The organism is Pedobacter steynii, assembly GCF_900103665.1.
GTDB lineage: Bacteria > Bacteroidota > Bacteroidia > Sphingobacteriales > Sphingobacteriaceae > Pedobacter > Pedobacter steynii.
Map to the genome: position 1 here is coordinate 245,410 of NZ_FNGY01000004.1, position 13,125 is coordinate 258,534.

Below are 13,125 nucleotides of genomic sequence, written 5' to 3' on the forward strand. Positions count from 1 at the left end.
TATCTAGTTTTTATTTCAAATAAAAGAAATAAAAACTAGGGCGGACAAGGCGATAAAGAAGTGCTGGCTTTCAGTTAACGAGCGCTACACCTAAACCGGAATCCGTAAAGTGACAATTGTACCAGGAGCATCCACCTGGGAATTCATCGACAGGCTAGCCTCTCCTAAACCTTCAGTTTGTAAATACTGAATTCGTTCTGTTACAATTTGGGTGGCACGCGAAGTATGGGTCGGCTGATCAGTGGTATCCAAACCAACGCCATTGTCCTTAATGATGATCTTTAAAACCTCATTGTTAATGGCCATTAATACGTGTATATGACCTTTATAACTGATGTTTTTAAATCCATGTAAAATAGAATTCTCTATAAATGGCTGAAGCAACATTGCCGGAATCTCTATTTCATCAAACATATTGGCAACCTCATTGTCCAATTCAAATACATAGTCGAATTTGCCTGGCATCCTCATTTGCTGCAGCTTTAAATAGTTTTCCAGAAAGTCCACTTCAGATTTCAAGTCAATATTTCGTTGGTTACCTGCCGTTAGTTTCTCTCGCATCAAAACGGAAAAATGATCCAGGTAAGTGAGGGTCTCCTGAGTTTTCTCTTGCCGAACCAAAGCACGAATACCCGCTAAGCAATTGAAAATAAAATGAGGGTCCATTTGGCTCCGCAACAACCTTTGTTCCAATTCAAGTTTGACATTAAGATCTGAAACCCGCTTATTTTCGGTAATGAGTTTTTTTCTCCTTCGGTCTAAAAACAGTAATAATATCATCGCAAACAGCAATCCTGAAAAAAGAACAATCACCACCAACCAGAGCCTGTTCAACTCCAATTGTCCCGTTATCTTATCTATGTTTTTGTTTAATGCACCAATTTGCTGGTCTTTTTGCACTGTTTTATAGAGCGAAGATATTTCGTTTGCTGCTTTTCGGTTTTCATTTTTTTCTCTCTCATTCTTTTTTTGAACATACTCTTCAAATGACGATTGTGCCTTTTTATGATCGCCACGAGCGATAGCAAACGCGATCTTATTTTCCAGATACACCAGGTAATTATCTGCATCAGATTGGCTTAACCGCTTGGTAACTTCACGCTCTGCCACACGTGCTTTTGACAATTGATGCTTGTTTACATAAATGCCCAATAGATTGTTGTAGGCCATAAAAGCATTGGAGGTATCTGCTTTATAGGCTTTTAATTGATAGTAAAGGGCAGAATCTAATGCTTTACCCTCGTAAAATATTTTTGCTTTTGATATATAATAATTGTAATCTATACGGGCAAGTTTGGTTTTCTTTTTTATTGCTGTGGCCCGATTTAAATAGAATCGAACGGAGTCATTAGCCAGTCCTTTTTGATCTAAATGCCCTAGTGAAAGCAATAAATTCGCGGATATAGACAAGTCTTTTGCCAACATACTGGTATCTTTTTTCAAAAGAAAGAGCATTTTCCTGGCGAATCTATTAGATAAATCCAGTCTGTTATTGTAACTGTTTAGTTGTGATGCCCATAATAAAATAATACCGGAAGATTTTGGAAAACTGAGCTTCAAATTGCCTGCATCAATAAGATATGCCGCTTGTGTGTAGTAATAAGTTGCCGCATAATATTGCTCTTTTTTTTGCTCAAGATAGCCCATCCAATAGAAATTGGTAGCTGCCTGGGCTCCATTTTTTTCCGACAAAGGCAATATAGTTAAAGCTTTTTTGGCCACTTCAAACGAAGCAGAGTCTTGTTTATTTTTAAGTAAGCAATAGCTGAGGTAAAAATAAGCCCGACTAAGTATGGTGCTATCCGTTTGATTTTCTTTTATTAATTTTTGTAGTTGTGGTATTGCTTTTTTAGGCTGCTTACTTAGTTTTATCTGCTCAAATAAGCTATCCAGTAACTGGCCTTGATTTATTCGCGGAGAGGAAGGCCCGCCGCAGCTGATAAATAGGGTAATGATTAGCCAAATAGAGATGAGGCAGGAGATCTTCAAGGGTTTATGATGCATTATTAATTGTCATTTTTTGCATCAATAAATCTTTCTTACGGGTAGATACAGGCACCTGTATACCACCTTGTAAAAAAACAAAGCCATCATGATGGTACGAAATAATAAAGTTTAGACAAATCAGAAAAGATTTATGAATTCTCAGAAACAGGCCTTCCGGCAACAAGGTTTCATATTCTTTGAGTGTTGTACTTGTTGTAATTTCTCTGCCATCAAGTAAAAAGAAGGTAGTATAGCCACCATCTCCCTTACAATATAGAATATCGGAATGGCGCACAAAATACGTTTCATTAAGGGTTTTCAATACCAACATTGTCGATTGCTTATTGAAGAGGATTTCCTTTTGTACCGCATGCAAGACATTAGATCGCAAGCTGGCTTTATCGAGGGCATCATACAATTCCTTTTCCTTTACGGGCTTCAATAGATAATCCAATGTCCCCGCCTTGATGGCGCGTAGTGCATAATGCGCATAGGCAGTTACAAAAATTACCGAAAAAGGTGTTGAAGGAAGGCGCTCCAATATCTCAAAACTCTGGCCATCAGAAAGTTCTATATCCATCAATACAATATCCGGAGCCGCAGATGGGATGAGTAGTAATGCTTCTTTTACCGAGCCGCAGGCCCCTACGATACCATCATGAGTCCGCGCACTAACTAATTGTATCAGTTCTTCCCGTATTTCCGCTTCGTCTTCGACGATAAAAATTTTAGCCATTTCGTGCAAAAAAAAATAAAAATAGGCATTTATATACAAAGCTAACCTGCTTTGTTCTTAATTACTTTAGTAACAGAGGAATGTGTTTCATCCTCGCATTACCTTTGTAACTGCAATAAATAATTGTGATAGCAAGAAAAACCCAATAAATAAACCAAGACAGTTTAAAAGCACGTTATGATATCCAAGGGTATTCACATCAATGAATGGATAAGGATAAAATCCAGATAATGCACCACGAGATAAAACGAAAATAGCATAGACCAAAGGATACAGGAACCAGGGAAAAACACTTTTCCACCCCAATCCACTTTTGGGCGCAAATAAATACCAATACAAAATAAACAGTAATGGAACAACTACATGGAGTAGTTCATCTGCGACTCGTTGAGCCCCTTCAGGGGACCATGTCTGTCGCAATAGGATATTGTATAATAGTCCCACAACGGTAATGTTTATGGTAGTAGCTGTTAACACACCTGGTCTTGAAAAAAAAATGCCCCGGCGGGAATTCGGTTTCAACAAAAGAACCGTAAAACATAGAGCTACAAGAATATTGGTAAGGATAGTATAAAAACTAAAAAACCTAATGATGGTTTCTGACACTGATTCTACGCTATTAAGAATACTAAGATACAATTGAAGTATTACGGCGAACCATGTTACTGTAGCACCAATTATTAAAAAGGGTTGCTTTGCCTTTATTTGTTTTTCTTTCATATTAGTTTTGAGACTAGCGTTGTCAAATGCTTTCCGCTAACGTTTTTGGTTTACGTCATGCCCATACAGCCCAGGCCGATCACCGGCACAACCAAACCCTGGCTGCCCAACGCTATTTGTTTTATTTCCATGATCCAAAGGTCGGTAAGCTAAATCGCGCGCATGTATGCAAACCCCTGAAGCTTGTAAGCAAATCAAGTGCTACCTGGTTTGGAAGGAGTTTCTAGTTTTCAAGCAATGGAATTATTTGTTCCCATCCAACCTGTTTTGCCAGGTCCAATGGGGAATCTCCCTTATCGGTCTTTAAATTTTTATCCGCACCCAATTGCAGTAACACCTCTACAGAACTCCTGTTCCCTGCTACGGTTTCTCTGTGTAAAATTGTATATCCTGCACCATCCTGTTGGATGAGTTGTTCGGGTTGTTCCCTGATAAACGTGGCTAGTTTATCCTTCATATTGATGCTCATCGGATGCTCAATGAGGTTTTCAGGCTGCTTTTTTTGTTCAAAAACAATGGAAATATCATTATAATCCCCAAAGTCCAATCCCCATGCCTCATCATGTTCTTTGCGCTCCTGTGCTTCCATTCCAGACCTCAATGCCTGTATGGTAAATCCTCCATAGGTTTTGCCACCACTGGTAAATAACCAATCACTAATCTGATTTAAGGGTACTTCAACCAAATCTCCATTCTTCACATTCGACAGTTCAATCGGATCATTTACGAGTACCCCGCTAACGGAATATCCGTCAAACGCTACGTTATTAATCCACATATGCTCCACGATAGGTGCGGTTTGATAAGATACATTCTCCAGGAACGCCACTTTTACAAAAGCCAAATCAAGTGCGGGAACAATCCTGCGATGCTCCCAGGAGAGTTCTCTCCAGAAGTACTTGAATGTTTCTTGTGCTTTATGAAATGCCTCCACCATTTGAGGGTTATCTGCTTCGGAAAAAAAAGTTAGTTTATCAGCCATAATTAATTTCTAATTTCATCTATTATTTGATTAACGATTAATTTCTCTAGTTCTTATATATTGAACCTATCAATATCCTAAAAAAATTACGGTTTATCTGCCCCTATTACTGCCTGTTTTAACAAGAGGTCTAATTCGGATTTCAAACTTTCTTTTTGTTCCGGCCCCGGTGCATTACCATTGACCACCTTTCCACCCTTATCTATAATTAAATAATGCGGTATCCCATTGATGTTAAACTTCGACGCAAGCAGGTTATATTGATCATTGCTTAAGTTATAGTGAACACCAGGAAGCTCCCGGTTGGCTATGGTTGCTTTCCAGGACTCATCGCTACATCGGTTTCCAAAGAACACAAATACAATATCCTTGTTTTTATAATACTGTTGTACTTCCTTTGATGCAGGCATAGCTGCCATGCATGGACTGCACCAGGGTGCCCAAAAATCGGCATAAATCACTTTACCGGGAAATCTCCTGACAACCGAGTCTAAAACAGATTGACCTTCTGTATGACCAATTTGTACCAATGTACTCGCATCTTTAACTTGCTGTTTTTTTAAGTAGGCCTCCAATTCCAAACTTTTTTCAAATATTTTCTTTTTCAAATAGGGATTAAAAACCGGTTCCCTACTCCATAAAACCTTAAACTCAGCCAGCTGTTCGCCATTCAAAGCATCCATATAAAGCATGGTAAATAAAAGGTCTTTGGTTAAGCCCTTGGTTTTACGTTTGATGTGATCTGAGAATAAGCCTCCAAGTCCTGTAAAATTCCTTTCTTTGGCATATTGTGCAAACAATGCAGATTTACCTGCATCCGCCTGACGTGTAAAATAGCTATATAGTCCAGATAAAAACTCAATATACGGAACAGATACGACAGGAAGCTCATTCATCTTATAGCCGCTCAGAAAAGAAGAAATGGAGTCTCCCGTAACCCCGGGAGTATTGTAATGTTTTATCAATTTACTCCATGCGTCGTATTTGGTATAATCTGCTGCCCAGGCCTCAAATAAAGAAGATGCGCCTTTAGGTTTTATATAGCCCTTGCCAGCGGCCCTTTCGGCAAGAAATTCCTGAATCATTCGATTCTCCCGAGCCAAATCCCCCTCAATGATCCTAAAGGAAGGATTTCCTCCCAATTCAATATTAAGCCGATCCCCGGGACGAAAGAATACTTCAGCAGAAATCTCGTCATACTGAATAACCACATCCTGCGGACAGGCAATCACACTTTCAAATTTGAATTTACCCCCTAAGTCAACAACTTCGGTTTTTTTAATCGTCCCATTTACGGCTGAATTGATCAGAAATACAACCGTATGCTGATTCTTTTCTTTATCAAAGTTCTTTATAGCACCCGATATCGTGATCTTATCTTCCTTAAAATGTTGTGCTGATGAAGTAAAAGGAATAAGTAAGCAATAAAAGAATAAAACAGTCAGGCACCTTCTAAAAGGAAGTGTTACGCAGTCCATATTTTGAAGCATTAAATGTATGATTTTAAGCTAAAAAGACTCCAAATATGATCAATTGTTACAACAAAAACAGGTCCTGCTCAATTATTCCTGCAGATGAAACACACTCCTTTGTTAAAAAAAAGCGGTCCAGGTCAAAATGTGATGGATCAGAACGGCCAGCAACCCGGTCATAGGAATGGTAAGTATCCAGGCATACAATATGGGGATCGTCACTCCCCAACGCACCGCTGAGAACCTCCTGATCGCCCCCACTCCTATAATAGCACCGGTAATGGTATGAGTTGTACTTACCGGAATCCCCAATATACTGGTAGAAAAAAGAGTGATTGCTCCTGAAGTCTCCGCACTAAATCCTTCAAAGGGTTTCAAATGGGTTATTTTCGACCCCATTGTTTTAACAATACGCCAGCCTCCAAGTAAGGTACCTAGTCCCATCGCAGTATGGCAGGAGATCACAACCCAAAATGGGATCTCCGCATTTTTATCCAATTCTCCGGAAGCAATTAAGGCTACAGCGATGATACCCATTATTTTCTGCGCATCATTTGCACCATGCCCAATACTAAAAGCTGCTGCAGAAACCAACTGCAATTTTTTAAAATGCCGGGTTACTGTTCCCCGGTTAGAATTTCTGCAAACCCACATCACCACGATAGAAATCACCGTAGAAACCAACATGCCGATTAAGGGCGCCAAAAAGATAAACAGCACAATTTTTAAAACTGCCGAGTACATTACGGCGCTGAAACCAGCACCTGCGATGGCCGCTCCGACAAAACCACCAATTAAAGTATGGGAAGAACTTGAAGGAAGTGCAAAGAACCAGGTCGCCAGATTCCATATAATGGCCGCCAGTAATCCCGCTATCAGGACCTGCATCGTTACAATTTCGGGATGAACAATACCCTTGGCAATTGTATTTGCGACATGAAGCTTAAAAATTAAATACGAAATGAAATTGAAAAAGGCTGCCCATAACACCGCCAACCGAGGAGATAAAACCCGTGTTCCGACCACAGTTGCGATAGAATTAGCGGCATCATGGAAACCATTGATGACATCAAATAATAGCGCCAATCCGATAACAATGATGAGTATGGTCATACCCTCCCCCTTCTCTAGTATGTACTATACGTGCCCCGAGTCGTGCTTTTCAGGCTTAATCTCTGAATCGATAATTTCCTTTTCCATTTTTTTTCTATCCTTCTCATTCTTTCGGATCAGGAAGACAATCAATGCTGCTACAGCAATTAATACAGCAGCTGCGATGGTGTAGTTAATTTCCATAATATAATTTCCATATCTACTGTAAAGGTAACAACCGTATATGAACTTAAAGTTACGAAAAAAAACCTACCAATAAACAATCCAAAACACTACTAATCAGTAAATTAATATAATAAAAAAGGATATATCCCGGCGAGGCAAAGCCCTGCACAGCATATATCCTTAAAACCTAACCGTCATCAACCCTTCCTTAAGCCGGGAACTTTTTAAAAATGTTCGCTATCACTTCCGGCAATTGATTAATTGCCTTCTCCGGATTATTGAGTTCTCCTTCTGCCCAGCCTCTCCAGATTACTTTTTTAGACCTTCGGTCGATTAAATCGATCATGATACTGCCTTGTTTTACATTGACAGTCCGCTGCTCATTACCTACATATACAGGAAAAGGATTACGGTAAGAATAATAGTAAAAAGCACGGCCACGGTGAATACCTACACGCGGAATATACCTTCCGGGAGGATCGTAATATACCGGCTCATTATAAGATTTTGTTTCTTTGCTCACCACGGCAGTATACCTGACCAACAGATCCGGCTTCCGGTTATCCAACCTAAATCCCCTCTTGTCTAGCTCCGTGCTTGCTGCCTCTACAATCTTATCCGCTGCAACATCATTATCATACACGCTCGAAGCTTTGGACTTGCCATCAGGTAACCAGGCATAGGTACTGTATTCGGAATTCAGTTTCTTATTGCTGACTGAATAATAGTTGTAGCTGGAACAGGACGACAATACTGCCATCAGTCCCAACATCATTAGAATTTGCTTTTTCATTGTTTTTTCTATTTGTGTGAAGTAGAAAAATTCCCATGCTAATTTCCGACCGATATTTCCCGGTCGCTCCTGGATATTTGACTATAAAGGATTGAAAAAGATTAATCAGCAATGAAATTGCCAGCTACCAATCGGGAAGTTCAGTTCTTCGGCTATTTCATGGTATTTATAGCCTTCAAAATAGTTTATACAAGTCATGATAACGAATGACTTTAATCAACGTATCCTGAACCAGATCATTGGCATCTTCCACATCATTCGTAAACTTCATAGCGAAGGCCTCAAGGCAAGAGCAATGGTCACAAATCTGGTGATATAGTTAAGTTTGTTCTACGGAAAAAAAAGTATATTTTTGACTTATTACTTACTCAAAAGAGAAGGAGGTGACCATGGAAAATCCAATCACACATATAACCAAAAAACTGACCTGCTAAATCTCAAAGCTGGTTGGTAATTCTATGATTATGTCGCATTGATATGTCTATATCAATTTCTGGCATAAGAATGTATGTATTTTTCATACATAAAAATCTAATCATTTTTCATTTACACATAATAAAGACAATGATGAGCAATCATTCAATAAAGCTTTTTAATTATAATACCTGGGCCAATAAAACTCTTTTAAATCACTTAATGCAACTCCCGTCAGAACTATGCCATGAAAATATCAAAAGTGTTTTCCCGTCTATTTTTGATACACTAATGCATATTTATATTGTTGACTATGGGTGGCATTCACTCTTAACAAGGAAATATACATCAGATGATTACGAGGCCATAAGGAGTACAATTGCAAGACTTACAGAAGAAGTAAAAGCCTTAAATCTTCAGGATTTTGGAAAAAAACAGGATCTGTTATCCAAAAGCTACTATGATTTTGTCAGCACTACTGACATGGAACAAACTGTGATCTATTCGACTTTGTCCATGCAACATAGTGAGGTAATACAACACGTTGTAAATCACGGGACCTATCATAGAGGAAATATTACAGCGATGCTCCGGCAATTAGACCATGCCGGAGTTCCAACTGATTATAGCATGTATTTATATCAATCTATGAAATAATAGTCAGAGAGCCTGAATCATGATTTATGATACAGGCTCTTCGATTATTTCTGTTTGACCTCAAAATCTACTGAAGAACTTCCGGTAAAATCATCTGTAATTAAGAACGTCTGTCCACGGAGCGCAGTAATGAAGACTCATCTTCTGATGCACCTCTTTTCCAGTAAGAAACCACAGAATAACTGACAGGTAACCAACCCATCGTCTCTTTAAAGTGTTGTTTGATCTTTTTCGCGCTATCATATTCACCTGCAAAAAAGAAAAAGCTATGGTGATTTGTTAAGCTTAAATCCCTTACCACTTCAAAAAGCTTACTGCCCATTTCAGGTTGCTTATTGTAAACCCAATTAATGCTTGCATTGGCTTTGGAAGGCAGACTGATCACATCTTCTTCCCCATGTACCTCCAGAATTGCTTTCAGCTGCACATGAGGCGGCAATTGCTCCATCATCGCCCCAATAACGGGAATTGCAGTGCTGTCTCCAACAAAGAAATACGCCGTTACATCCGGAAACAAGGGTCTGCCGCCTTCTTTCATGGCAATCCCCAGCTTGCTTCCTGCAACCGCCCGGCTTGCCCAGTAAGATGCCGGACCATGATCTGCATGGTCTATGAAATCAATCCATAATTCCTTCTTTAAAAGATCGATATGTCTGGTAGTATAGGTCCTTTTTACGGACGCCTCCTTCCCGCTTTCTTCGGCATCATCCGGAAATAGAACCTCAGCTGAACCTCGTGCAGGGATAAATATTTTATTGTGTGCACCAATCTGTGCGTTGGCAAACTTTTTAACTTGTTGCTCCGTCATCTCAAAGATAATGCGGATATAATGTGGGCTAAGGAATATTTTTTCCTTTACGCTAAACACGGAGCGTATTCCCTTTTTCTTTACAATTTCCATAATGAATGATATATGATTCTAAGACAAATAATGCTTTACTTATGCTTATTAGAAAAGACAATGAATAAGGCCAGCAGACAACTAATCGCGCCAAACAGGTAAATTGCCTGATAACTGAACCATCCCGCGATGAGGCCTGCAATCGGGCCTGCAAGCGCCAAAGAAAGGTCAAAAAACGCCGCGTAGCCTGCCAGTGCTGTTCCTCTCATCTGCGGTGCCACCTTTTTAATCGCCAGGACGCCTAAAGCAGGAAATATCAGGGAGAACCCAACACCCGTAAGCGCACAACCCAACAGTGCCATCGTTTCTGTCAATGAAAAACAGATCAACAGCTGGCCTGCAGCCTCGATGAGCAAAGACACAAGCGCTACCCTGTATCCGCCAAACTTATCGGGAAAGGAGGAGAAAAACACCCTCGTCAGAATGTACGTCGTCCCGAATATCATAAAAGCCATAGATGGGTTGCCCCAGTTTTTGGCAGCAAATAACAAGGAAATAAAGGAAGATAAACAGGCGAATCCAATAGAGGAAAAGGCCAGTCCCAATCCTTGTCCGGCGATAAGCCCGATCACTTTGTAAAACGGAGTCCTGACATGCGAGGCATCAACCGGTAAAGTTGGAAGCTGAACGGTAGAAAGCCAGCTGATGATAGAAAGTAATATTAGCCCGGCAAACACAGAAGAAAGGCCAAAAGTACTTTTCATCCATATCGCCATCGGCGCACCTATCGCTATTCCGGCGTACATGGCAATCCCGTTCCAGGTCATCACCTTGCCCGATTTCTGGGTGCCCACCAATCCGATCCCCCAGGTTAGGGCACTGGTAATGGATAAACTCTCTGCAATACCATGAACGATCCTCGCGAGCATGATCAGTCCTAAAGCGACTAAAGCCAGCTGACTAAAAAATGCAGCGATCAGATAGATGATACCGGATAAGATGATCAGTAGTATTCCGATTTTACTGCTCGATTTCGGACCTTTAGTGTCGGTGAGTTTACCGGCATAAGCCCTGGTTAATAAGGTAGCTAAAAATTGTAGCCCGATCACGACCCCTACCAGAAGGCTGTCAAATTTCAATTCGTTTTTCACAAAGCCGGGAAGTACACCGAGGGTCATCCCAATGCTGAGGTAGATGGCAAAAACCGAAACAATGATCGGTATGATTATTTTTTGAAAACGCTGTTCCGGTGTCGTTGTGATGTGCTTGTCCCTGGTCTGATTATCCTCGATAACCAATGCAAGGTGGTTTGTTTCTGTCATTTTGTAACGTATGTTATTAATTATTATACGGCTACAAAATTACAGGACAGGCTACGCTCAAAAGATAGCCAGACAAGGGTTATGATTGGACAAATAACGGTTTTATGTTCCTGAAGTAGTTCTGAAAGTAAGGGCAGTCATCCCTACATGTTTCTTAAAAAACCGGGAAAAGTAGGCATGGTCTTCATACCCCAAAGCGTAAGCGATCTGTTTGACATCAAGCGTTGTATAATACAACATTCGCTTGGCTTCCAGAATGATCTCCTGGCTAATCCAGTAACTTGCAGAGAATCCGGTGATTTCTTTCGTGATTTCATTCAGGTAAAGTGGACTAAGGTTGAGCATTTCAGCATAATCTTTCACTTGCTTCAGGACACTATATTTTTCAGCTACCAGTTTTTTAAACCGGATCACGGTGTTGTATTTTTGTCCACCGATCACATGTGTAATATGTTGTCCTTTTAGAATGCTGGAAGCGATCAATGAAGTGAGGCTGTCTGTAAGCGAACTGATCAGCTTTTCGCGCAATGGAACCAAAACATTACCGACTACCTCCTCCAACAAAGGCACCAGCTTAAATACCGCATCATCTTTTTCAACGGCAGCCATTTGCCCTGCATTAAAATAGGCGCTAAAAATGTCCCTGCTCTGTACAGAAAGTAAACTCGTGTCTGCAAATAACATCCAGCCCTGAGCATCGTCATAATTTAAGTACCGGTGTACCTGTCCGGGAGCAACGAAACACAGGGAGGCCCCGAGTATGGATACTTCCTTAAAATCCACTTCCAGTAGCATCGAGCCCGCCTGTTGAATAATGAACATATAGTGATCATCCCGATGGGGCATTTGATAAGGTTCGATATTATTGCTGATCGGATGAATCTCGATACCATTTTCTTCCAGTTCGGCTACATGTATGGGGATGGATTGTTTTTTCATAAACTGCAAAATTAATCATTTACTTTTACCTGAAATGAAATTACACCTCACTGATTCAAATTCTGGTGGCCACCTGCTACTCCTAAACTCGGAGCAATATTTTGACCGGCTGTTCTATAGCAAAGACCGCGACAATAAATATTTCACGATCGTCTGGAACCGTGCTGAGCAGCAGGTAGTCACTATTGATGGGGAAGAAATGGTCTTTCCGGCACAATCTGTTTTACCGCTGATGTTCAATCAGTCGTTCTTTTTTGATCGCAGTGCAGATGTCGTAGCCTGGCAATTCAACAGGGAGTTTTACTGTATGATAGACCATGATTCGGAAGTCAGCTGTGTAGGCTTTCTATTTGCGATAGGTCAAAACTTATTCATCAATCTGAACGAAGCTGCGCAGGAAAAAATGTTGTTATTGCTCAATATGTTTATTTCCGAAATGAACACTTCCGACAATGTCCAGAACGATATGCTCATCATGTTATTAAAAAGACTGATCATTACGGTGACCCAGCTGGCCAAATCAGAATACCTCCCGGATCCCAAAATGCAGAGCGACAGGTTCAACATCATCCGTAAATTCAACCTCTTGGTAGAAGGCAATTTTCACAATGAGCATTCCGTTAATTTCTATGCGCAACAACTCAACAGATCCCCCAAAACATTGTCAAACCTATTTGCCTTATTTCAGCAAAAAACACCCATCCAGATCATCCAGGAACGCATCATTATAGAAGCAAAAAGGCTATTGTACTACACAGACAAGTCTTCCAAGGAAATCACCTATGAGCTTGGATTTGAAGATCCTGCTTATTTCAGTAATTTCTTCAAAAAACACACCTCCTACTCTCCCATTGGCTACAGAAATAAAAAGCAAATCGCGTAAGGGAAAAAATTACAATCTAATAGGAAGTATGTCTATTACCTGAGGCCTCATTTCGCCCCATCTTTGTATTGTTGATCCGAACAAAAAACTCAACGCTAAAAA

General features: G+C 40.3%; 14 protein-coding genes. 2 read left to right on the forward strand and 12 right to left on the reverse strand.

What is annotated here, in order from left to right; genetic code table 11:
* Window positions 1–90: 90 nt before the first annotated feature.
* The 9 genes from BLQ87_RS13245 to BLQ87_RS13280 form a co-directional block, all read right to left on the reverse strand.
* Window positions 91–2,004 (reverse strand): sensor histidine kinase, encoded by a 1,914-nt coding sequence (locus BLQ87_RS13245; RefSeq protein WP_074607395.1) that lies wholly within the window; start codon window positions 2,002–2,004, stop codon window positions 91–93.
* Window positions 1,994–2,722, reverse strand: coding sequence for a LytR/AlgR family response regulator transcription factor (locus BLQ87_RS13250; protein WP_074607398.1), 729 nt, complete (start codon window positions 2,720–2,722; stop codon window positions 1,994–1,996). The genes BLQ87_RS13245 and BLQ87_RS13250 overlap by 11 nt, the downstream gene beginning before the upstream one ends.
* 87 nt (window positions 2,723–2,809) lie before the next feature.
* Window positions 2,810–3,442: a Pr6Pr family membrane protein gene (locus BLQ87_RS13255; RefSeq protein ID WP_074607400.1), complete on the reverse strand. Its 633-nt coding sequence runs from the start codon at window positions 3,440–3,442 to the stop codon at window positions 2,810–2,812.
* A 223-nt stretch (window positions 3,443–3,665) separates the two neighbouring features.
* The gene (locus BLQ87_RS13260; RefSeq protein ID WP_074607402.1) at window positions 3,666–4,424 is read right to left on the reverse strand and encodes a DUF2314 domain-containing protein; all 759 of its coding nucleotides are present in this window, start codon (window positions 4,422–4,424) and stop codon (window positions 3,666–3,668) included.
* Between the two features lie 86 nt (window positions 4,425–4,510).
* Window positions 4,511–5,902, reverse strand: a complete 1,392-nt coding sequence (locus BLQ87_RS13265; protein ID WP_176832994.1) for a TlpA family protein disulfide reductase — start codon at window positions 5,900–5,902, stop codon at window positions 4,511–4,513.
* Between the two features lie 114 nt (window positions 5,903–6,016).
* Entirely contained in the window at window positions 6,017–7,009 is a 993-nt protein-coding gene (locus BLQ87_RS13270) for an inorganic phosphate transporter (protein WP_074607405.1), read from the reverse strand.
* Window positions 7,010–7,033: 24 nt separating this feature from the next.
* Complete coding sequence (locus BLQ87_RS33770; RefSeq protein WP_172664907.1) at window positions 7,034–7,192, reverse strand: hypothetical protein; 159 nt, start codon at window positions 7,190–7,192, stop codon at window positions 7,034–7,036.
* Window positions 7,193–7,382: 190 nt separating this feature from the next.
* Window positions 7,383–7,967 carry a DUF4136 domain-containing protein gene (locus BLQ87_RS13275; RefSeq protein WP_074607407.1) on the reverse strand — a complete coding sequence of 195 codons (585 nt, stop codon included), beginning with the start codon at window positions 7,965–7,967 and terminating at the stop codon, window positions 7,383–7,385.
* A gap of 175 nt (window positions 7,968–8,142) precedes the next feature.
* Complete coding sequence (locus BLQ87_RS13280; protein WP_083361845.1) at window positions 8,143–8,238, reverse strand: hypothetical protein; 96 nt, start codon at window positions 8,236–8,238, stop codon at window positions 8,143–8,145.
* 293 nt (window positions 8,239–8,531) lie between these two features.
* Here BLQ87_RS13280 and BLQ87_RS13285 point away from each other — a divergent pair, with 293 nt between their 5' ends.
* On the forward strand, window positions 8,532–9,038 hold the full coding sequence (locus tag BLQ87_RS13285; protein WP_074607897.1) for a DinB family protein: 507 nt from the start codon (window positions 8,532–8,534) through the stop codon (window positions 9,036–9,038).
* A gap of 100 nt (window positions 9,039–9,138) precedes the next feature.
* Here BLQ87_RS13285 and BLQ87_RS13290 read toward each other — a convergent pair whose 3' ends face one another.
* From BLQ87_RS13290 to BLQ87_RS13300, 3 genes are all read right to left on the reverse strand, one after another.
* Window positions 9,139–9,939 carry a siderophore-interacting protein gene (locus BLQ87_RS13290; protein WP_074607409.1) on the reverse strand — a complete coding sequence of 267 codons (801 nt, stop codon included), beginning with the start codon at window positions 9,937–9,939 and terminating at the stop codon, window positions 9,139–9,141.
* A gap of 35 nt (window positions 9,940–9,974) precedes the next feature.
* A complete protein-coding gene (locus BLQ87_RS13295; RefSeq protein WP_083361846.1) occupies window positions 9,975–11,201 on the reverse strand; it encodes an MFS transporter in 1,227 nt (408 codons plus the stop codon).
* Window positions 11,202–11,303: 102 nt separating this feature from the next.
* Window positions 11,304–12,140, reverse strand: a complete 837-nt coding sequence (locus tag BLQ87_RS13300; RefSeq protein WP_074607412.1) for a helix-turn-helix domain-containing protein — start codon at window positions 12,138–12,140, stop codon at window positions 11,304–11,306.
* A 34-nt stretch (window positions 12,141–12,174) separates the two neighbouring features.
* Between BLQ87_RS13300 and BLQ87_RS13305 the strand changes: the two genes are divergently transcribed.
* Complete coding sequence (locus tag BLQ87_RS13305) at window positions 12,175–13,023, forward strand: helix-turn-helix domain-containing protein (protein WP_074607414.1); 849 nt, start codon at window positions 12,175–12,177, stop codon at window positions 13,021–13,023.
* Window positions 13,024–13,125: the final 102 nt, after the last annotated feature.